Source organism: Geodermatophilus sp. SYSU D00766, assembly GCF_054049915.1.
Map to the genome: position 1 here is coordinate 190,157 of NZ_JBJGYI010000005.1, position 20,361 is coordinate 210,517.

19 protein-coding genes are annotated in these 20,361 nt (G+C 76.7%); 6 read left to right on the top strand and 13 right to left on the bottom strand.

From position 1 onward, the window contains the following. Nucleotides 1–37: 37 nt before the first annotated feature. From ACI8AD_RS07090 to ACI8AD_RS07115, 6 genes are all read right to left on the bottom strand, one after another. Nucleotides 38–727 carry an RNA polymerase sigma factor gene (locus tag ACI8AD_RS07090; protein ID WP_456869822.1) on the bottom strand — a complete coding sequence of 230 codons (690 nt, stop codon included), beginning with the start codon at nucleotides 725–727 and terminating at the stop codon, nucleotides 38–40. An 87-nt stretch (nucleotides 728–814) separates the two neighbouring features. Then, on the bottom strand, nucleotides 815–1,393 hold the full coding sequence (locus tag ACI8AD_RS07095) for a YetF domain-containing protein (protein ID WP_456869823.1): 579 nt from the start codon (nucleotides 1,391–1,393) through the stop codon (nucleotides 815–817). A gap of 24 nt (nucleotides 1,394–1,417) precedes the next feature. Further along, complete coding sequence (locus tag ACI8AD_RS07100) at nucleotides 1,418–1,966, bottom strand: redoxin domain-containing protein (protein ID WP_456869824.1); 549 nt, start codon at nucleotides 1,964–1,966, stop codon at nucleotides 1,418–1,420. After that, on the bottom strand, nucleotides 1,963–3,570 hold the full coding sequence (locus ACI8AD_RS07105) for an SMP-30/gluconolactonase/LRE family protein (RefSeq protein ID WP_456869825.1): 1,608 nt from the start codon (nucleotides 3,568–3,570) through the stop codon (nucleotides 1,963–1,965). Before ACI8AD_RS07105 ends, ACI8AD_RS07100 begins: the two co-directional genes overlap by 4 nt. Nucleotides 3,571–3,596: 26 nt before the next feature. After that, complete coding sequence (locus ACI8AD_RS07110; protein WP_456869842.1) at nucleotides 3,597–4,799, bottom strand: heme-binding protein; 1,203 nt, start codon at nucleotides 4,797–4,799, stop codon at nucleotides 3,597–3,599. A gap of 5 nt (nucleotides 4,800–4,804) precedes the next feature. Continuing rightward, on the bottom strand, nucleotides 4,805–5,770 hold the full coding sequence (locus ACI8AD_RS07115) for an SMP-30/gluconolactonase/LRE family protein (RefSeq protein WP_456869826.1): 966 nt from the start codon (nucleotides 5,768–5,770) through the stop codon (nucleotides 4,805–4,807). Between the two features lie 304 nt (nucleotides 5,771–6,074). Here ACI8AD_RS07115 and ACI8AD_RS07120 point away from each other — a divergent pair, with 304 nt between their 5' ends. The 3 genes from ACI8AD_RS07120 to ACI8AD_RS07130 are packed head-to-tail and all read left to right on the top strand — an operon-like array spanning nucleotide 6,075 to nucleotide 7,671. Continuing rightward, nucleotides 6,075–6,266 carry a hypothetical protein gene (locus ACI8AD_RS07120; protein WP_456869827.1) on the top strand — a complete coding sequence of 64 codons (192 nt, stop codon included), beginning with the start codon at nucleotides 6,075–6,077 and terminating at the stop codon, nucleotides 6,264–6,266. Continuing rightward, the gene (locus ACI8AD_RS07125; protein ID WP_456869828.1) at nucleotides 6,263–6,853 is read left to right on the top strand and encodes a DM13 domain-containing protein; all 591 of its coding nucleotides are present in this window, start codon (nucleotides 6,263–6,265) and stop codon (nucleotides 6,851–6,853) included. The genes ACI8AD_RS07120 and ACI8AD_RS07125 overlap by 4 nt, the downstream gene beginning before the upstream one ends. A gap of 26 nt (nucleotides 6,854–6,879) precedes the next feature. Then, nucleotides 6,880–7,671 (top strand): DUF427 domain-containing protein, encoded by a 792-nt coding sequence (locus ACI8AD_RS07130; RefSeq protein ID WP_456869829.1) that lies wholly within the window; start codon nucleotides 6,880–6,882, stop codon nucleotides 7,669–7,671. A gap of 25 nt (nucleotides 7,672–7,696) precedes the next feature. Here the strand turns inward: ACI8AD_RS07130 and ACI8AD_RS07135 are convergent, their stop codons facing one another. The 7 genes from ACI8AD_RS07135 to ACI8AD_RS07165 form a co-directional block, all read right to left on the bottom strand. Further along, nucleotides 7,697–8,080, bottom strand: a complete 384-nt coding sequence (locus ACI8AD_RS07135; RefSeq protein WP_456869830.1) for a VOC family protein — start codon at nucleotides 8,078–8,080, stop codon at nucleotides 7,697–7,699. A 106-nt stretch (nucleotides 8,081–8,186) separates the two neighbouring features. Further along, the gene (locus tag ACI8AD_RS07140) at nucleotides 8,187–11,459 is read right to left on the bottom strand and encodes a heavy metal translocating P-type ATPase (protein ID WP_456869831.1); all 3,273 of its coding nucleotides are present in this window, start codon (nucleotides 11,457–11,459) and stop codon (nucleotides 8,187–8,189) included. A 98-nt stretch (nucleotides 11,460–11,557) separates the two neighbouring features. Beyond that, nucleotides 11,558–12,028: an N-acetyltransferase family protein gene (locus tag ACI8AD_RS07145; protein ID WP_456869832.1), complete on the bottom strand. Its 471-nt coding sequence runs from the start codon at nucleotides 12,026–12,028 to the stop codon at nucleotides 11,558–11,560. 94 nt (nucleotides 12,029–12,122) lie between these two features. Continuing rightward, nucleotides 12,123–12,566, bottom strand: a complete 444-nt coding sequence (locus tag ACI8AD_RS07150; protein WP_456869833.1) for a hypothetical protein — start codon at nucleotides 12,564–12,566, stop codon at nucleotides 12,123–12,125. 28 nt (nucleotides 12,567–12,594) lie between these two features. After that, nucleotides 12,595–12,828 carry a heavy-metal-associated domain-containing protein gene (locus ACI8AD_RS07155; protein WP_456869834.1) on the bottom strand — a complete coding sequence of 78 codons (234 nt, stop codon included), beginning with the start codon at nucleotides 12,826–12,828 and terminating at the stop codon, nucleotides 12,595–12,597. A 61-nt stretch (nucleotides 12,829–12,889) separates the two neighbouring features. Further along, nucleotides 12,890–13,024 carry a hypothetical protein gene (locus ACI8AD_RS07160; RefSeq protein ID WP_456869835.1) on the bottom strand — a complete coding sequence of 45 codons (135 nt, stop codon included), beginning with the start codon at nucleotides 13,022–13,024 and terminating at the stop codon, nucleotides 12,890–12,892. 122 nt (nucleotides 13,025–13,146) lie between these two features. Then, nucleotides 13,147–14,676 (bottom strand): MFS transporter, encoded by a 1,530-nt coding sequence (locus ACI8AD_RS07165; RefSeq protein WP_456869836.1) that lies wholly within the window; start codon nucleotides 14,674–14,676, stop codon nucleotides 13,147–13,149. A 155-nt stretch (nucleotides 14,677–14,831) separates the two neighbouring features. Between ACI8AD_RS07165 and ACI8AD_RS07170 the strand changes: the two genes are divergently transcribed. The 3 genes from ACI8AD_RS07170 to ACI8AD_RS07180 form a co-directional block, all read left to right on the top strand. Then, nucleotides 14,832–17,555, top strand: a complete 2,724-nt coding sequence (locus ACI8AD_RS07170) for a helix-turn-helix transcriptional regulator (protein WP_456869837.1) — start codon at nucleotides 14,832–14,834, stop codon at nucleotides 17,553–17,555. Between the two features lie 72 nt (nucleotides 17,556–17,627). Further along, nucleotides 17,628–18,044 (top strand): hypothetical protein, encoded by a 417-nt coding sequence (locus tag ACI8AD_RS07175; protein ID WP_456869838.1) that lies wholly within the window; start codon nucleotides 17,628–17,630, stop codon nucleotides 18,042–18,044. 44 nt (nucleotides 18,045–18,088) lie between these two features. Next, the coding region (locus ACI8AD_RS07180; protein ID WP_456869839.1) for an AAA family ATPase at nucleotides 18,089–20,361 on the top strand (2,273 nt) is incomplete at its 3' end.

Genomic DNA, 20,361 nt, shown 5'->3' on the forward strand with positions numbered 1-20,361 from the left:
CTCGGCGGTGGGTCCCGGAGCCAGGGTGCACCGGCGGTCAGCCGCGGTGGAGGTCCTCGAGCGCGGCGCGCAGGGCGGCCCGGCCGCGGTGCAGCAGGACGCGCTGGTTGACGGCCGACAGGCCCAGCGCCGCGCAGGTCTCCTCCGCCGACATGCCCTGAACGTCGCGCAGCTGCACCACCAGGCGCTGGCGCTCGGGCAACCCGGCCAGCGCCCGGTCCAGCTGCTGGGCGAGCTCCCGGTTGAGCAGCCCGTCCTCGGGCTGCTCCCAGGGCCGGGGCGCGCCGGTCGACGTCCAGTGCCCGGGGTACGCGCCGTCCGGCCCCTGGAAGCGGGCCGGGTCGACCGTCGGGCCCGCCGGTGGTGCGCCGGTGAGCTCGGCGGAGGACACGACGCGGGAGTCCCGCACCCACCGGCTCCTCGCCCGGTTGACCAGGATGGAGAAGGTCCAGCTCCGCACCGTGGAGCGTCCCTCGAACCGGGCGATCCCGCTGACGACCGCCAGCCAGGTCTCCTGGACGACGTCCTCCGCGGCGTGCCGGTCGTGGACGTAGCGCCGGGCGACGGAGAGCATCACGGGCGACCACGCGTCGACGACCTCCGCGAACGCCGCGGCGTCCCCCGCGCGCAGCCGGTCGAGCAGGGCCGCGTCCACGGTGTCCCTGGCGTCGGTGTCCCTGGCGACGGGATCCCTGGAGTCGAGTGCCTGGCGGCTGGGCGACGTCATCGTTCCTCCCCGGGCCGGCTGGGCGTCAGCCTCGCCCCGCCGGGGACCGGTACGCCTCGCCCGGCGGGCGATCTCACCCGGGTGAGATCAGCGCGCGGCGTCCCGTCCGGCCGCGAGCCCGTCCACCGCGCGGTGCAGGGCGTCGAGTCGCCGGTGGAGGGCGTCGACGTCGCCGCGCGTGGCCGACATCCGGGCCGGCTCCAGCCAGACGACGATGCTGCCGCCGGGACTCAGGCCCGCCTCCGCGACGTCGTCGGCGCCGTCGGCGCCCTGCACCCGCAGCGCGGCCTCGACGTCGGCCCGCCGCAGACCCTCCCGCCGCAGGGCCCGGTCCAGGAACCGGCCGTGCCGGACCAGCGTGACGTCCGACCCCTCGAGCACCCGGACCGCGCGCTCCGAGCGGGCGATCAGCCGCACCACCACCGCGTTGACGGCGACGAGCACGGCGGCGGCCAGCAGACCGCCGGTCAGGCTGTCGTCCGGCCCGATCAGCGCGTCCTGGACGACGTTGGACAGCAGCAGCACGACGACGAGGTCGAAGGAGTTCAGGTGGGCGAGGTTCCGCTTCCCCGCGACCCGCAGCAGCAGCGCGAGCGCCGCGTAGACGGCGAGGGTGCGCAGGACCTTCTCGGCCGCGGGGACGTCGAGGGCCCAGATGTCGGACACGGCGCGGTCCCGGGCGGCACCGGGTCACGCCGAGGCCCGCGCCCGGCTCCAGGCCGCGCGTGCCTCGTCGGTGGTGGGGTCGAAGTCGGCCTTGGTGCGCCGGAACAGGTCCTGCAGGTCCCGCCAGAGCTGGTCGGCCGACGGGCGCCCCCAGAACCAGTAGCCGCAGTACACCCGGTCGATCACCAGGCCCGGGGCGAGCACCAGCGTGTGCGGCACGGTGGCCGCGTGGTGCGGATCGGTGTACTCGTCGATCTCCAGGGCCCGCTGGACCGCCAGGTCGCCGTCGGACAGGAAGGTCCACCACGCACCGGTGGAGCTCTTCAGCTTGTACGTGTCGTGCAGGTCGTTCGGGACCACGGTGACCAGCGTCGTGAAGGCCAGCGGGAGGACCTCCTGCAGCCGCAGCAGCTCCCGGTGGTGGGCCCGCTCGCGGGGGCAGTGCTCACCCCGGCCGAGCTGCAGCACCATGGCGTCGGAGCCCTGCAGCCGCGACAGCCGCCACCGGGTGCCGTTCTCGTCGGGCAGCTCGAAGTCCGGCAGCACGGCTCCCGGTTCCAGTCCGGTGCTCACCGGTCCTCCTCCGCCCGGTCCGCCGTGCCCGGCCGGACGCCGCCGACCCGGGTCCGGACGCGGTAGACGCTGGTCATCGCCGTCACGTACAGGGTGCGGCGGTCGGCGTCGCCCCAGGTGGCGTTGTGCGGGCTCTCCGGCAGGTGCAGCGTGCCCAGGTGCCGGCCCTCGGGGGTGAGCACCCAGATCCCGGACGGCCCGCAGACGTAGAGGTTGCCGGCCCGGTCCACCTCGAGGCCGTCGACGGCGTCCTCGCCCTCGGCGTCGGTCGTGTCGACCAGGACCCGGCCGCCGGACAGCGACCCGTCGGCCGCCACCTCGTAGCGGACCACCACCTTGGCGGCGGGGTCCCAGTTGCCCACGTAGAGGTACCGCTCGTCGGGGGACAGCGCGATCCCGTTGGGTCCGGCCAGGTCGTCGGCGAGGAGCCGCACGACCCCGTCGCGCACGCAGAACACGCCGCTGAACGGGAGCTCCCGCTCGGCGTCGGCGGCGCCGCCGGGCAGGCCGAACGGGGGATCGGTGAAGAACAGCGTGCCGTCGGAGCGGTACACCAGGTCGTTGGGGCTGTTGAGCCGCCTGCCCTGGTACCGGTCGGCCAGGACGGTGACGTCGCCGTGCGGCTCGACGCGCAGCACCCGCCGGTTGCCGTGCTGGCAGAGGGTCAGGCGTCCCTGCGGGTCGAGGGCCAGCCCGTTGGAGCCGGGCTGGGCGAAGCGGCCGATGTCGGCGCCGGCGTAGCCGCTGTGGGAGCGGAACACCGTCACCGGGCCGCCCGGACGCCAGCGGTAGACGTGGTTGGTGTTCGGGGAGCTGAACAGCAGCGCGCCGTCCGGCGTCCACACCGGGCCCTCGGTGAACTCGAAGCCACCGGCCACCCGCTCGAGCGCGGCGCCGGGCTCCAGCACCGCGTCGAGCGCCGGGTCCGCACGCGTCACCCGGAGGTCGGCCCGCTCGGTGCGCCGCGCCTGCTCGGGACGGTAGAGGTCGAGGGTCGCGACGCGCAGCCAGACGTAGTTCCGCGGAGACGCCGAGATGGGGCCGTTGGCGCCGAAGACGGCGATCCGGAACGTCTGGCCGGGCCGGGCGTCGTCGGTCAGCACCACCCGGTTCGGCGCGTTGAAGCCGGCCACCACCTGACCGCCGGTGTCACCCAGGGCGACGGGGAGCCGGCCGTCGACCCACACCTCGGCGTAGTCGTCGACCACGACCTCGAAGACGACGGTGCACCCGGTGGGGTCGAGGTCCCCGACCCGCTCGGGGACGGTCACGCCGAGCCGGTACCAGCCGAAGCAGACCCGGCCCCCGGCCAGGCGCAGCTGCGTCTCGGCAGGCGAGAGCACCCGCCAGCCGGAGTCGTCGAAGTCGGCGGCCCCGGCGTGCGGCAGCACGTCGAACGTCCGGTTGGGGACGTCGCCCGGGCCGAGCGGGTCGTCCGGCGACCCGACCTCGACGAAGTCGATCTCCTCGACCCGGGCATCGGCGTACCGCCAGGTGGCCCCGACCAGCGCGGCGCCCTCGTCGGTCTGCAGGTCGACCACGGCGGCCGCGGGGCCGGGGAGGAGCTGCGTCGGCCGGGGCAGGTCGGCCGTGGTGCTGAGCACGGTCGGGAGCGGAGGAGCCGCCACGGCTAGGCCACCACCTTCGTCACCAGGTACAGGAACGGGTCGGAGACCTCGACGAACTGGTGCGGCACACCGGCGGGCACCACGAGGACGTCGCCCTCGGCCAGGGCGTGCGAGGTCCCGCCGACGATCGACTCGGCGCGCAGCTCGCCCGGTGCCACCTCCCGGGCCGCGTGCATGGTGCCGCCGGTGACGACCGTGGCCCGGCCGCGGACCACGCGCATGACGTCGACGACGGCGGCGTGGTACTCGACGGCTCCCGGTGCCGTGCGCCGCCCGGCGTCGACCTGGTAGCGGTCGGTGTCGACGAGCAGGCCGCCCTGCCGGAACACCTCCTCGACGTCGCCGCCAGGGACGTGGACGGCGTCCCGGGTGCCCGCGCCGGACGCGGCCCGCTCGCCGGCGTCCCGGCCGAGCTCGGCGAGCTCCTGGTCCTCGTCGGCCGAGGAGGCCCCGCTGACGCCGACCGCGCCGACGACGTGGCCGTCCACCTCGATGGGCATGCCGCCCTGCAGCGGTACCGCGCCGGCCAGGTGCAGGGCCGACGGCCGCCCGCCGGAGGCCTGCCGCTCGAAGTCGCGGCTGGGCCGCCGGTAGAGCGCCGCGGTGCGGGCCTTGTCGCTGGCCACGCCGACGCTGGCCACCTGCGCCGCGTCCGGGCGCCACAGGAACACCAGGTCCCCGCCGGCGTCGACCGCCGCCACCACCGGGGCGACGCCGCGGGCCGTGGCCGCCTCGGCGACGGCCCGGACGGCCACCTGCGCGGCCGTGGCGCCGAGCGCCGGGACCTCCCGCGCACCCGTCACCGCGGACGCCCCGGCCAGGGAGACCGACTCGTCCTCGTCCGGTGTCTCGCCGCTGGTCCCGATCGCCCCGACCACCTCGCCGTCGACGGTGAGCGGCACGCCGCCGGTGAGGGCGCGCGCGCCGTGCAGGGCCAGCGCGCCCAGCCGCCCGTCGGTCACCTGCTGCTCGATCTCCCGGCTGGGGCGGACGAAGACCGCCGCGGTCCGGGCCTTGTCGATGGCCACCTGGTCGCTGGCGGCCTGGCTGCCCTCCGTCCGCCGCAGCGCGAGCAGGCGCCCCGAGGCGTCGACGATCGCGATGACGACCCGGTGGCCGTGCTCGGTCGCGTGCTTCTCCGCGGCGGTGAGCACGGCGTCCACGCCGGCGCCGTCCAGGACCTTGCGCGTGCGGACCGCGGTCATGGCGGTCACGCTCCTCTCGTGTTCAGGACGGCCACCCAGACGGCCGTGTCCGCGGTGATGAACAGCCGGTCGCGGTCGCGACCGCCGAAGGTGAGGTTCACCGCACCGCCGGGGACGGCGATGCGGCCGAGCAGCGTCCCGTCGGGCCGGAGCACGCGGACGCCGTCGCCGCAGCACACGTAGACCCGGCCGGCGGTGTCGACCGCCAGCCCGTCGGGCGTCCCCACGGGGGTGACGTCGAGGAGCCGCCGAGCCCCGAGGGCGTCCCCGCCGACGACGTCGTAGGCGTGGACGGAGTGCGGCCGGCCGGGATCGACGCTGCCCGGCCCCTGCACCGCGCCGCTGTCGGCGACGTAGAGGACCGACCCGTCAGGGGAGAAGGCCAGCCCGTTGGGCTTGTCGAGGTCGTCGGCGACCACCCGCAGGTCGCCGGTCCCCGGGTCGAACCGGTACACCGCGTCCGGCAGCCGGGGGGCCGGCCGGAAGTGCTGCAGGTGCCCGTAGGAGGGATCGGTGAACCAGACCGTCCCGTCCCGGCGCACCACGACGTCGTTGGGGGAGTTCAGGGGCCGCCCCTCGTGGCGGGCGACGACGGCGGTCGTGGCCCCGGTGCGGGGGTCGAGGGACGACAGCCGCGCCGGGGCGTCGAACCCGCCCTGGTCGCACACGAGCAGGCCGCGGGCCCACGCGGTCATCCCGTTCGGCACGACCGCGGCGGCCGGCACGGTGCTCACCCGTGCGGCGTCCAGGCCGGCCCGGTCACCGTCCAGCGCGATCCGCCGGACCAGTGCCCCGGGCGGCCGGCCCACCGGGGTCGTGGTGACGTAGAGCGCGTCCTCCTCCGGCAGGTACGTCGGGCCCTCGTGCGCGTCGCACCGGACGAGGACCTCCAGCGAGGGACGCCTGCCGGTGACGGCGGCGAAGTCCCGGTCGGCCGCGACGAAGGCGTCCGCCGCCGTGGCGGTCACCACGCACCGGTCCGGGGGTGCGGCCCGTCCGCCCGGCCGGTGTGCGGTCCGGTGTCCCCAGGAGCCATGCCACGCCTCCCGTCTCCGTGCCCGCCGCCGGTCGGCGGCCCGTGCAGGTGCTGTCGCCGGTCGGCCGCCGGCGTTTCACCGGGAGCCCGGCGGCGGGCAGCTGTAACCCCTCGGGGGCCTGCGGTGACGACGGTGGTGGAACGGCGTCCCCTGGAGAGGTCGGGAGTGGTCGGACATGTCGCGCAGCACGACGGACGGTTCCCGGCTCCACGAGCTGGCCCGCCGCCAGCAGGGGCCCGTGGAGGTGGCGCTCCTGTGGGACCGGAGGACCGGCGGGGCGGTGGTCGTCGTCTGGAACTGGAGCACCGGGATCTGCCTGCAGCTGGAGGCGGGCGCCGACCAGGCCGCCCACGCCTACGCACACCCCTGCGCGTACGCCGCCGCACGCGGCGTCCCCGCCGCCGACATCCGCCGGGCCGCCCTGTCATGACGCGGACCGGCGAGGCCACCGGTCCCGCGCACGCAGCGGCGCGGCCCGGGGAGCGGCCGCGGCTCCTGCGCAGGAGGTGGGTCCGGCTGACGGCTGCCGGGCTCGCCCTCCTCGCCGTCGGGGCCGTGTTCTGGTTCCAGCCGCAGAAGCTGCTCTACGACCAGCGGGTCGACGAGGCCCTGCCCGCGGCGGTCCCCTCGTCGTCCCTGGCACCCGGATCGGTCGCGCCGCCGGTGACGGAGCCGGTGGAACTGGCCTCCGGCAGCTTCACGTCCCGGGAGCACGAGACCGTCGGCACCGCTCGGCTCCTCCGGCTGCCCGATGGCGGGCTGGTCGTCCGGTTCGAGGGGTTCGCCACGTCCAACGGACCGGTGCTGGTCGTGTGGTTGACGCAGAACCCGGCCGGCGGCCCGGCGGACGGGTTCGACGACGACCACGTCGACCTCGGCCCGCTCAAGGGCAACGTGGGCGACCAGAACTACCCGGTGCCCGCAGGCGTCGACGGCACCGCGTACACCGGTGTCGTCGTCTGGTGCGACCGCTTCGACGTGCCCTTCGGGGCAGCCGACCTCTCCCCGGCCGGCTGACCGTGCGCCCACGAGATGGAGGAGACGTGACCGCTCCGTTCGCCCCGGCGGGCCGGGACCACCCCGTGATGGCGGCCACGGCAGGTCGCGTCGAACCCTCACCGCGGCGGGTCAGCGCCACCCTGGGCGGCCGGACCGTCTTCGACTCCGTCCGTGCGCGCTACGTCTGGGAGAAGTCCGCCTACCCGCAGTACCACGTCCCCGTCGACGACGTCGACGACGCCGTCCTGGTCGACGAGGGCAGGCAGACGCCGTCCCGGTGGGGACCGGCGCGCCGGTACGGCCTGCGGGCGGGAGAGGAGGAGCGGCCCGGCAGCGTGCAGGTCTTCGGCGCCGACGCCGTTCCCGGGGTGGCCGGGACCGCCCGCTTCGAGTGGGCCGCGCTCGACGCCTGGTACGAGGAGGACGAGCAGGTCTTCGTCCACCCCCGCAACCCGTACGTGCGGGTCGACGCGCTGCCCTCGCACCGCCACGTGCGCGTGGCGCTGGACGGCCGGCTGCTCGCCGACACCACGCGCCCGGTGCTCGTCTTCGAGACCGGACTGCCCACCCGCTACTACGTCCACCGCACCGACGTGGCCTTCGAGCACCTCGTCCGGACCGGCACCCGGACGGCGTGCCCGTACAAGGGGGTCACCTCCGACTACTGGTCCCTGCGGGACGGGACGACGCCGGCACCCGGGGACGTCGCCTGGTCCTACACGTTCCCCACCCGGCAGCTCCTGCCGATCGCGGGCCTCGTCGCCTTCTACAGCGAGCGGGTCGACGTCGAGGTCGACGGCGTGCCCGTCCCGCGGGCCTGGTCCGGACCCGTGTGACCGGGAGGTGCGGACGGGCGCCCGGTCAGCCGGCCTGGTCGACGCAGAGGATGTTGCCCTCGCTGTCGGTGAACCAGGCCGCCCTGCCCATCCCCGGGATCGAGGCGATGGCGCCGGTCCACTCGACCCCGGGCATGTCGTAGTGCTCGAAGCGCACGCCCTTGGCCTCGAGGTCGCGGACCTGGGACTCGATGTCGTCGACGTGCACCTGCGCCAGCGTGTGCCCCGCCTGTCCCGCGAAGTCGGTGCGGTAGACGCTGAACGCCGTCCCGCCGGCGGTGCGGTAGGTGAGCTGGACGCCCTCGACCTCCGCGACGGGGGTGAGGCCCAGCTTGTCGGCGTAGAAGTCGCGCGCCCGGTCGAGGTCGCTCGCGGGGATGTTGGCCTCGACTCGGCTGTCGTTCAGCATGGCCGCCTCCGGTCGGCTCGGTGCTGTTCCCCCGTGCGGACGGCAGGACGGTAGACCCGCGGCCGGACCGGAGGAAGGGTCCGTGGTCACTGCGCCGCTGCCCGGGTCAGTGGGCCTGCACGGTGAACGGGACGGTGACCACGGTGCCGTCGGCCAGGCGGAACTGCGCCCACAGCCGGTAGGTCCCGGCGGTCGGGAACTCGGCGTGCACGTCGAGCTCGGGTCCGAAGGTCTGTCCCGGGAGGGCGAACACCGGCCGGCCCGACGCGTCCTCGACCTCGGCGTGCTCGTGGGCGAACGTCGTCGCGCCGGCCCGCATGACCACGACGTGGCCGGCGGCGGCCAGGTAGGGCTGCAGGTCGTCGACCGGGCGGCCGGTCGAGGCGTCGGTGAGCGTGAGGCGCAGGTCGCTGACGCCTCCCGCCTCGGCGTCGCCCGCGAGCTCGACCCGCACGCCGTCGACGACGACGCTGCGCGGCCCGGCGGCCAGGACCACCGGCTCCGGCGCGGGGCCGGCGACGGTGACCACCTGCCGGGCGTGGACGTCGGCCATCTCGCCCTGCCGGCGGAACTCGGTGTTGACGACGTACCGGCCCGCGGTCGGGAAGGTGACGTCGACGGCGAGCTGCCCGGGCTCGCCGGTGGGCCGCGGGTGGACGTGGGCGAACGTGCCGAGGTCCTCCCGGGTGGTGATCAGGTGCATCCACGCCTCGTGGCTGCGGGTCAGGTCCTCGACCGGCTCACCGGTGGCGCCGTCGACGACGGTGGCGACCAGCCGCGCCGGCTCTCCCGGGCGCACGTCGTCGGGCAGGTCGAGGCGGACCTCGAGCCCGGCGTCGGCGGCCTCGGTGGCCGGCACCTCGGCGGTCATCATCACGCTCATCGCCGGCCGCATCGGCATGCCGGTGCCCTGGGTCCAGGCCAGCTGGCCGTTCAGGCCGCGCTCGGCGACGTCCATCCGCGACACGGCGGTCAGCCCGGCGCCCAGCGCGAGCGCGACGACGGCGACGGCGGTGAGGTGGGCGTACTGGCCGACCCGCTCGCGCAGCGGCGGGGACAGGATCTCCGCGGCGGTGGCGGGGCGGCGGAAGCGGCGCAGCCGCAGCGCGTTGGTGACCACGCTGACCGAGCTCATCGCCATCGCCGCCGACGCCAGCACCGGGTCCAGCAGCAGCCCGTCCCACCAGTACAGGGCGCCGGCCGCGACCGGGACCAGCAGCAGGTTGTAGCCGAAGGCCCAGCCCAGCCCCTGCTTCATCGTGGTCACCGTGCGCCGGGACAGCGCGATCGCCGACACGATGCCGCGCAGGTCCCCGCCGACGAGGGTGACGTCGGAGGCGGCGATGGCGACGTCGGCGCCGGTGCCGATGGCGATGCCGACGTCGGCGGCGCTGAGCGCGGCGGCGTCGTTGACGCCGTCGCCGCAGAAGGCGACGACGTGCCCCTGCTCCTGCAGCCGGCGCACCTGCGCCGCCTTGTCTGCCGGCAGCACCTCGGCCAGCACGTGCTCGATGCCGACCTGCTCGGCGATCGCGGCGGCGGTGGTGGCGTCGTCGCCGGTGAGCATCCACACCGACAGGCCGAGGGCCTCGAGCTGGGCGACCGCCTCGGCCGACCCCGGCTTGACCGTGTCGGCGACCGCGAGCACCGCGGCCGGTCCGCCGTCGACCGCGGCGTACATCGGGGTGCGGCCGGCCGCGGCCTCGCCGGCGGCGGTGGGCTGCAGCGCGGTGACGTCGACGCCGCGGGCGGCCATCAGGGCCCGGTTGCCCACCAGGACGTGCCGGTCGCCCACCACGGCGTCGACGCCGTGGCCGGGGACGGCGTCGAAGGAGCGCAGCGGCGGCAGGACCAGCCCGCGGTCGGTGGCGGCGGCCACGATCGCCTCGCCGACGGGGTGCTCGCTGCCGGTCTCGGCGGCCGCCACCAGCGCCAGGAGGTCGTCCTCGGCCCACCCGCCGGTGGGGGTGACCCCGGTGAGGGCGGGCCGGCCCCGGGTGATGGTGCCGGTCTTGTCCAGGACGACGGCGGTGACCCGGCGCGCGGTCTCCAGCGCGTCGCCGTCGCCGATGAGGACGCCGAGCTCGGCGGCGCGGCCGGTGCCGACCATGACCGCGGTCGGGGTGGCCAGCCCCAGGGCGCACGGACAGGCGATGATCAGCACGGCGATCGTCGTGGTGATCGCCATGGTCATCGAGCCGTCGTCCGGTCCGAACACCGCCCAGGCGACGAAGGTGGCCGCCGCCAGCCCCAGCACGAGCGGCACGAACCAGGCCGAGACCCGGTCGGCGAGGCGCTGCAGCGGCACCTTCGCGCCCTGCGCGTCCTCGACCAGGCGCACGATCTGGGCCAGCGCGGTGTCGGCGCCGACGGCGGTGGCCCGCAGCACCACGGTGCCGGTGCGGTTGAGCGTGGCGCCGATGACGGTGTCGCCGGTGGTCTTGTCCACCGGCAGGCTCTCGCCGGTCAGCATGCTCTCGTCGACCGCGGTGGCGCCGTCGGTCACGACGCCGTCGACCGGGACCTGCTCGCCGGGCCGCACCCGGACCAGGTCGCCGACGACGACCTGCTCGACCGGGACGTCGACCTCGGCGCCGTCGCGCAGCACGCGCGCGGTCCTCGGCGCGAGGCCGACCAGGGCGGTGACCGCCGCGGCGGTCTGCCGCCGGGCGCGGGCCTCCATCCACCGGCCCGCGAGGACCAGGGCGAGGACGACCAGCGCGGTCTCGAAGTACACGTGCAGCGGCAGCCCCCACCGCTCGGCGGCCGCGGGCCAGAGGGTGACGAAGGCGCTGTAGCCGTAGGCGACGCCGGTGCCCAGGGCGACCAGGGTGTTCATGGTCGTCGACCGGTGCCTCGCGGCGGTCCAGGCGGCACGGTAGACGTCCCGGCCGGCCCAGAACTGCACGACCGTGGCCACGACGAGGACCGCCGGCATCAGCCAGTCCATGGCGTCGAGGTACAGCGGCACGTACATCAGCACCATCAGGCCGAGGCCGACGGCGAGGGTGACCTGCCACCGGCGCTTGAGCGAGGTCAGGTGCGCGTCGTCACCACCGTCCGGGACCTCGGCCGGGGCGGCCTCGGGCGGGGCCTCGCGGCGCGGGGTCGCCGAGTAGCCGGCGCGGGTGACCGCGGCGGTCAGCTCGGCCAGGCCGACCCGGGCCGGGTCGAAGCGGACGGTGGCGGCCTCTGTCGCCAGGTTCACCTCGGCGCGGGCCACGCCGTCGAGGCGGTTCAGTGCCTTCTCCACCCGGCCGACGCAGGAGGCGCACGTCATGCCGCCGATGTCGAGGGTGCAGCTGGCCGGCTCGGTCGCCGTGGCGGGGGCGGCCGGTGCGGTCGTCATCGCGGTGGTCGTCATCGCGGTGGTCGTCATCGCGGTCTCCTGGGGGCGACGTGATCGGGCTCGGGCGGGATCGTCCGGCGGGGGTCGGCGGCCTCGGACCGGCGGGATCGCCGGGTCCGGCGGGCCGCTCAACCCACGGCGGTGTACGCGGCGGGTGTCCAGGCCGCGACGACCTTGGGCCGCAGGGTGGCGCCGAGGCGGCGGTAGAACCGCTGGGCGTCGACGTTGTCGGCCTCCACGCCCCAGCGGACGAGCAGCTGCTCGGGTGCGGCGAGGGCGGCGAGGGCGGCCATCAACCGCCGGCCGACGCCGCCGTCGCGGCAGCCCGGGCGGACGTAGAGGTCGTCGAGGTCCAGCACGTCGCCGCCGGTCCACAGGTGCAGCCGGCGGACGGCGGAGACGTAGCCGACGGCCGCGCCGTCGCGCTCGGCGAGCAGGACCAGCACGTCCGGACGCCCGAGCAGCTGCTGCCACCGCTCGTCGGTGACGTGGACGTGCTCGGCCTGGTCCTCGTGGGCGGCGATCTCGCGGACCATCGCGGCGACGGTCGCGGCGTCGGCGGGGGTCGCGCGGCGGATGGCGGTGGCGGGAGGGGACACGGCGGGCTCCGGTGTCAGCAGGGGGCGGTGTCAGCAGGGGGCGGTGTCAGCAGGGGGCGGTGTCAGCAGGGGGCGGTGTCAGCAGGAGGCGGGGTCAGCAGGAGGCGTACTCGGACGGGCGCAGCAGCATGGCCGCGGCCATCGCCGGGAGCATCAGCACGTGGCCCCACAGCAGTAGGGCGCCCTCGCCGATGAGCCCGAGCGCCAGCGGCACGAACAGCACCAGGAACGGCAGGTACATCGCCGCGCCCATCTCGGCGATCGGCCGCCAGCGGTGCCCGCGGACCCTCATCCACGCGGACATGCCGACGGTCATGTTCGTGGCCATGACCAGCGCGCCGGTGTAGGGGTCCGCCATCAGCCAGGAGGCGTCGACGGCGTCGAGGGCGACGGTCCACACCGGGTGCAGGGCCACCATGCCGACGGCCATCGCCACGACCATCTCGAGGAAGTGGAGGGCGAACCTCCGGGCGCTCGGGCGGTGCGCGGGGTGCGCGGCTGCGGCCGGGGTGTCCCGGGTGGGCGTCGGGGTGGTCACGGCCGGCCTCCAGGGGGGTGGGCGGGGGTCACGGGAGGAGGGCGTAGCCGGCCTCGTCGACGGCGGCGGCGATGTCCGCGCGGTCCACGGGGTGCTCGGCGGTGACGGTGACGGTGCCGGTCGCCAGGTCGACGGCGACCGACCCGACGCCGTCGACCGCGGCGATCTCCTCGGTGACGGCGCGGCGGCAGTGGTCGCAGGTCATGCCGGTGACGGTGAAGGTGGTCGAGCCGGTGAACGTGCGGGGCGTGCTGGACAGCATCGGGAGCTCCTCGGGTGTGGGTGGTGGGTCGGGGACGGGTGTCGGTGCGCGGGGAGGGCGGTCAGGGGCAGCACCGGCGGGGACGGCGGCGCCAGGGCCGGGAGGGCCGCAGGCACCGGGTGCGCCGGGCCCGGTCGGCGTCGCCGATCAGCTCCTGGGCGCGGGACCGGGCGAGGTACTCGTGGGCGAAGGACACGTCGGGCTCCTGGGGGGGTGTCGGTGCGGACGGGGACGACCCTGCGGGTGGGGGGAGGTGCTCACACCGGGGGAATCGCCGGGATCGCCGGCCCGGGGAGGACCGGCGATCCCGGCCGCGGCTCAGTGGCCGTGGGGGCCGTGGCCGTGGGGGCCGTGACCGTGGGCGCCGTGGGCCCCCGCTCCGGCTGCCGGCCGGCCGGCGGGCACGGCGAGCAGGGTGAGCAGGAACAGGCCGGCGAGGACGACGGCGGTGGCGACGAAGGCCCGGCCGTAGCCGTCGACGAGCCCGGTGCGGGTGGCGAGGTCGCCGGCGATCGCGGTGAGCCCGGCGACGCCGAGGGCGGCGCCGATCTCGTGGCCGGTCATCATCAGCCCGGACGCCAGCCCGGAGCGCTCGGCGGGGACGTCGCTCATCGCGGCGACGGCGATGGCCACGAACATCGGGCCGACGCCGGCGCCGACGAGCAGGAAGCCGGGGAGGACGTCGGCGGCGTAGGAGGTGCCCCCGGCGCTCGCGGCCAGCAGCAGCACGCCGGCGGCCATGACCACCAGGCCCCCGAGGATCAGCGTGCGGGCCCCGAGGTGGCCGATGGCCTTCGACGCCGCGGCGGCGGCCAGGGTGATCGCGCCGGCCAGCGGCAGGAACTGCAGCCCGGCGACGACCGGCGAGGACCCCACGACGGCCTGCAGGTACAGCGAGCTGAGGAAGATCGCGCCGACCACGGCACCGGTCACGCCGGCCATGACCGCCGACGCCGAGACCAGCGAGCGCATCCGCCAGGTCGCCGGGGGCACCAGCGGGTCGGCGGCGCGGCGCTCGAGCCGGGCGAACGTGGCGAGCAGCACCGCGGCGGCGGCGAGCGCGATCCACGTGCGCGGCGCGGTCGGTCCCGCCGAGCGGATGGCCTCGATGCCGAACACCAGCGCCAGCAGCCCGGTCACCAGGGTCAGCGCGCCGGGCACGTCGAGGCGGCGCAGCGCGCCGGGCTGCGCGCCGCCGCGGGCCACGGACCGCAGGGTGCCGGCGACGACGACGACGCCGATCGGCACGTTGATGAAGAAGACCGCCCGCCAGCCCAGGGCGCTGGTCAGCGCGCCGCCGAAGAGCACACCGGCGGCGATGCCCAGGCTGCCGACGGTGCCCCAGACGGCGAGCGCGGTCTGCCGCTGCCGGCCGGCGTAGGCGGTCATGATGATCGACAGCGCGGCCGGGGTCAGCAGCGCGGCGCCGGCGCCCTGCGCCGCCCGCGACAGGATCAGCGTGAGCGGGGTCTGCGCCAGGCCGCTGACCAGCGAGGCGGCGGTGAACAGGCCGACGCCGGCGAGGAACGCCCCCCGCCGGTTCAGCAGGTCGGCGATCCGCCCGCCGAGCAGCAGCAGGCCGCCGGAGAGCAGCACGTAGGCGCTGATCGTCCACTGGTAGTCCGCGGCGGACAGCCGCAGGTCCTCGCTGATCGACGGCAGCGCGACGTTGACCACCGACACGTCCAGGATGACCATGAACTGGGCGGCGATCATGAGAGAGAACACCGCCCACGACCGGCGCGGACCGTCCTCGTCGACGGTCGCCGGGGTCGGTGAGCCCGGCGCGTGGTGGGTCGGGTGCCCGTGGGCGTGCGCCGCCGGCTCGGCAGCGGAGTGGATCGACATGGTCGCCTCCTCGATGGCAGGTCTCGGTGCGCCTGCCACCGTCGCCGCCGGCGGCGCCCGGTCTCGCCGGGAATTTCGCCAGGGTGGGTCCTGCGTCGTGGGTCCCTGCGCCGGGAAACGACTCGATCCCGTCCGGATCGGACTAGGGTCTCGCCGTGTTGTCCGGCCGGGACCGCGAGCGCGAGGCCGTCGCGGCGTTGGTGGACGAGGCGTGGGCCGGGCGGGGCGGGGCCCTGGTGGTCCTCGGGCAGCCGGGCGTGGGCAAGTCGGCGCTGCTGGCCGACGCGGTCGCGCGGGCCGACGGCATGACGGTGCTGCGCACCCAGGGCGTGGAGTCGGAGTCCCCGCTGGCGTTCGCCGCGCTGCAGCGGCTGCTGCGCCCGGTCGTGCGCGACGGCGTGCAGCACCTGCCGCAGCCGCAGGCCCGGGCGCTGCGGGCGGCGTTCGGCGAGGTCGACGACGGCCCCGGCGACCGCTTCCTCGTCTTCCTGGCGGCGTTGAGCGTGCTCGCCGACGCCGGACAGCACCGCCCGGTGCTCGCCGTGGTCGACGACGCCCACTGGCTCGACGACGCCTCCGCCGCGGCGCTGCTGTTCGTGGCCCGCCGCCTGCAGGTCGAGCGGGTCGCCCTCCTGTTCGCCGCCCGGGACGCCGACGTGCGCACCTTCGACAGCGGCGACCTGCCCTCCCTCTCCCTCGGCGGCGTCGACGCCGAGGCGGCCGGTGAGCTGATCGGCACCCGTGCCGGGGTGTCCGTCCCCGCGGACGTGCGCGACGCGCTGCTCGCGAGCACCGGGGGCAACCCGCTGGCGCTCGTGGAGCTCGCGGAGGCCCTGACGTCCGAGCAGCTGTCCGGCCGGGCGCGGTTGCCCGCCCGGCTCCCGCTGACCGGGGGCGTGGAGCGTGCCTTCCTCGACCGGTACCGGCGGCTGCCCGAACAGGCCCGGACGGTGCTGCTGGTGGCGGCGGCCGACGACTCCGGCCGGGCGGGGGTCGTGCAGCGGGCGGCCGCCGCCCTGGGAGCGGGGGAGGACGCGCTCGTCACGGCCGAGAGCTCCGGTCTCCTCCACGTCCGCGACGCCACCGTCGACCTCCGGCACCCGCTGGTGCGCTCGGCGGTCTACGGCGCCGTCACCAGCACCGAGCGCCGCCGGGTCCACCGGGCCCTCGCCGCCGTCCTGACCGGCCCCGAGGAGGCCGACCGGCGTGCCTGGCACCTCGCGGCCTCCACCGAGGAGCCGGACGAGGCCGTCGTGGCCGAGCTCGACGCCGCCGCCGAGCGGGCCCACGCCCGAGGTGGTCTGGAGGCGGCCGCGTCCGCCTGGGAGCGCGCGGCCGAGCTGTCCCCGGCCGGGGACGGCCGGGCCGGGCGGCTCTACGCCGCGGCCCGTGCCGCCTGGCTGGCCGCCCAGCCGGCCCGGGCCCGGGCGCTGGTCGACGCCGCCCGGGCCCAGGCCCGGGACCCGCTGCTGCGCGCCGACGTCCTGCGGCTGCGGGCCCGCATCGAGTGGAACACCGGCTCGCTGCACACCGGGCAGCGCATGGTGCTCGAGGCCGCCGCGGAGGTCGCCGCCGACGACTCCCAGCGGGCCCGCGAGATGGCCATGTTCGCCGTGGCGCTCGCCGCGTTCGGGGCACGTTCGGGCAGCCCCGTCGACCCCACCGCCCTGGTCCCCCCGCCGGTACCCGGAGCGCCGTTGCGCGCCCGCTGCTTCTCCGGTCTGCTGCACGGCCTCGACGCCGCCGTGCGCGGCGACTGGCAGACGGCCACGGGTCCGCTCGACGAGGCCTTCGCCCTCGCCGAGCACCTCGCCGAGGACGACCAGGACCTGCTGCCCAACCTCGGCATCGCCGCGGTGTACCTGGGCGACGACGCGCTGATCCGGCGGTACCACGAGCAGCTGCTGACCCGGGCCCGGAGCACCGGCGCGGTCCTGATGACCCTCTACTCCCTGGCCCGGCTCGGGTTCGCCGAGCTGACCAGCGGGCGGTGGACCGCTGCCCGCGCCGCGGCCGCCGAGGCGCTGCCGCTGGCCGAGCAGACCGGGCACCGGGGGCTGGCCGCCCTGCCCACGGCCTGGCTGGCGTTGCTGGCCGCGCTCCGCGGCGACGACGCCGTCGACCGGCACCTCGCCGATGCCGAGCAGATCTGCGCCGAGCACCCGCTCGGCATCCTCGCCGAGGTGGTGCCCGACGTCCTGCGCTGGGCCCGCGGCGTGCGCGACGCCGACGAGCCCGCCGCCGCGCTGCACCAGCTGGAACGGATCCGCCACCCGATCACCCGCCGGCTGGCCGCCGCCGACCGCATCGAGGCCGCCGTGCGCGCCGGGCAGCCGGACCTGGCCCGCGTCTGGGTGGCGGAGCTGGCCGGCTTCGCCGGGGCGACCGGCTCCGCCTGGGCGCAGGCCGTGGCCGAGCACGGCCTGGCGCTGCTCGGCGACGGCCCGGAGGCCGAGCGCCACTTCGAGCAGGCCCTCCTCGCCCACGCCGAGGCCGAACGCCCGCCCGACCGGGCCCGCACCCAGCTGGCCTACGGCGCCTTCCTGCGCCGCTCCCGTCGCCGGGTCGACGCCCGTCCCCACCTGCGCGCCGCCCTGGAGACGTTCGAGGACCTCGGTGCGCCGCGGTGGGCCGACCGCGCCCGGCAGGAGCTGCGGGCCTCCGGGGAGACGACCCGTCGCCGCGACGTCTCCACCGTGGTGGACCTCACGCCCCAGGAGGTCCAGGTGGCCCGGCTGGTGCGCCAGGGGCTGTCCAACCGGGACGCCGCCGCCCAGCTCTACGTCAGCCCCCGCACGGTCGACTTCCACCTGCGCAACGTCTTCACCAAACTCGGCGTGAGCAGCCGCACCGAGCTGGCCGCCCACCCGCTCGACTGATCCCCCGGCGCGCGACCGGCCCGGCCGTTCCGCCGGTGCGGCCGCCGGCGGGACGTCCCCAGCATCGAGCGGGTGCGGAGCAGCTCGTGGACGCCGGTCGAGCCGGTGACCGACCCCTCCGCCGTCCTGACGCTGGTCGGGGTGCAGCTGCGGCTGCGCGGCGGTGCCGACGCCGGCGTCGTCGTGGCCTGGGCCGACCGCATCCGTCCGGAGCTCGACCGCGCACCCGACCTGGCCGGTTACGTCCTCCGGCTCGCCGCCGGTGAGCTGTGGGTGGTGTCGGCCTGGAGCCGCCGGGCATCCCTCGCCGCCTTCGCGGGCGGCGCCCTGCACACCGCCGCCCAGCGGGAACTCCGTCCGCTGGTGCACCCCCCGGTCACCGACGTCTGGCGAGCCACGCCCACCGAGCTGCCGCCTCCCTGGGAGGAGGTCCGCCGGCGGCTCTCCGCCGCGGAGGAGCGGACGCGCGCCCGCCTGGGGGACCGGTGACGGGCCCGGCCCGCCCGCACGACGGGTGGGTACCGTCCAGGCCCGTGCTGGCCGGACGGGACCCCGAGCGCGCGGCGATCGCCGCCCTGCTCGACGGTGCGCGCACCGGCACCGGGGGCGCGCTGGTCGTCCGCGGCGTGGCCGGGGCCGGCAAGTCGACGCTGCTGGCCGATGCCGTCTCCTCCGCCTCCGGCATGACGGTGCTGCGCACCTCGGGCGTGGAGTCGGAGTCGCCGCTGGCGTTCGCTGCGCTGCAGCGGCTGCTGTGGCCGCTGCGCTCCTCCCTCGCCGCGCTGCCCGAGCCGCAGCGGACGGCCCTGGGCGCCGCGCTCGGCGAGGCCGCCGGTGAGGGCGACCGCTTCCTGGCCTTCCTGGGCACGCTGAGCCTGCTCGCCGACGCCGCCGAGCGACGTCCCGTGCTCGCCGTCGTCGACGACGCGCACTGGCTCGACGACGCCTCGGCCGCGGCCCTGCTGTTCGTCGCGCGCCGGCTCCAGGTGGAGCGGGTCGCGGTCCTCTTCGCCGCGCGCGACGGCGACACCCGCCGCTTCGACGCACCCGACCTGCCCACGGTCGTCCTCGGCGGGGTGACCGGGGCGGACGCCGACGCGGTGCTGCGCGCGCGGGCCGGTGGTGCGGTCGACCCGGGCGTGCGCGACCGGCTGGTGACCGCCACCGGCGGGAACCCGCTGGCCCTGGTGGAGCTCGCCGCGGTGCTGACCGCCGACCAACTGGCCGCGCGAGCACCGCTGCCGGCGCAGCTGCCGCTGACCGGCGGCGTGGAGCGGGGCTTCCTGGACCGGTACCGGCGCCTCGGCGAGGCGGCGCAGCGGTTCCTGCTGGTGGCCGCGGCCGACGACACCGGCCGGCCGGCCGTGGTGCGCGACGCCGCCGAGCGCCTCGGGGCCGGGGAGGACGCACTGGACGAGGTCGAACGCGCCGGGCTGCTGGGCGTCGACGGGGAGGTGCTCGTCCTCTACCACCCCCTGGTGCGCTCCGCGGTCTACCGGGCCGCCACCAGTGCGCAGCGCCGGGCGGCACACCGCGCGCTCGCCGCGGCGGTCGGCACCGACCCCGATCGACGCGCCTGGCACCTGGCCGCCGCCGCCGACCGGCCCGACGAGGAGGTCGTCGCCGCCCTCGACGGCGTCGCCGAGCGCGCTGCCGCCCGGGGCGGTCACGAGGCCGCGGCCGACGCCTGGGCCCGCGCCGCCGAGCTCACCCCCGGCGGCGAGGCGCGCGGCCGCCGGTCGTACCTGGCCGCGTCCGCGGCCTGGGCGGGTGCTCATCCCTCCCGCGCGACGGCCCTCGCCACCGCGGCCGCGGCCGAGGTGACCGATCCGCTGCTGCGGGCACGGCTGCTCCTGCTGCAGGGGCAGCTCGAGTGGAACACCCGCTCCCTCGACGACGGCTACGACCTCGTCCTGCAGGCCGCGCAGGTCGCCGCCGGTGCGGACCGGGCCCTGGCGCAGCAGTTGGCCATGCTGGCCGCGTCGCTGTCGGCGTGCGGGGCGCGGTCACCGCGCGCCGTCGACCTCACGACGCTCGTGCCCGCGCCGGCGCCGGACGCGCCGCCTCGATCACGGGCCGCACGGGCGCTGATGCACGGCTTCCTCGCCGCCGACCGTCAGGACTGGGCGGCCGCCGCCGAGGCGTTCCGGTGCGCCTTCGCCCTCACCGACGCCGACCCGGTCGACGACCACGTGCTGCAACCCAACCTCGGCGTCGCGGCGTGGCTGGTCGACGACGACGAACGGGACCTGCGGCTGCACGAGCAGCAGCTGACCGCCGCCCGCCGGGCGGGTGCCCTCACCATGGTCGAGCACGCCCTCACCCGCGGCGCCCAGGTCCAGATCGCGACGGGCGCGTGGGGGAGGGCCGCGGCCGCGGCGGCAGAGGCGCTGCCGCTGGCCGCTGCCACCGGCCACGCCGGCCTGACGGCACTGCCGACCGCGGAGCTGGCCGTGGTGGCGGCGCTGCGCGGGGACGACGCCGCGGACCGTCACCTGGCCGAGGTGGTGGCCGTCCGCGAGACGCACCCGGTCGGCATCTCCGACTTCCTCGTCATCGACCTGCTGCACTGGGTGCGCGGCCTGCGCGCCGCCGGCCGACCCGCCACCGCGCTGCACCACCTCGAGCGGATCGCCAGTCCCCGGCTGCGCCGGATGGCGGCGCTCGATCGCCTGGAGGCCGCCGCCCGGGCCGGCCGCGACGACCTCGCCCGCGCGTGGCTGGCCGAGCTCGAGGGCTTCGCGGCCGGTACCGGCGCGCCCGCCGCGGTCGCCGTCGTCGAGCACGGGCACGCCCTGCTCGCCGA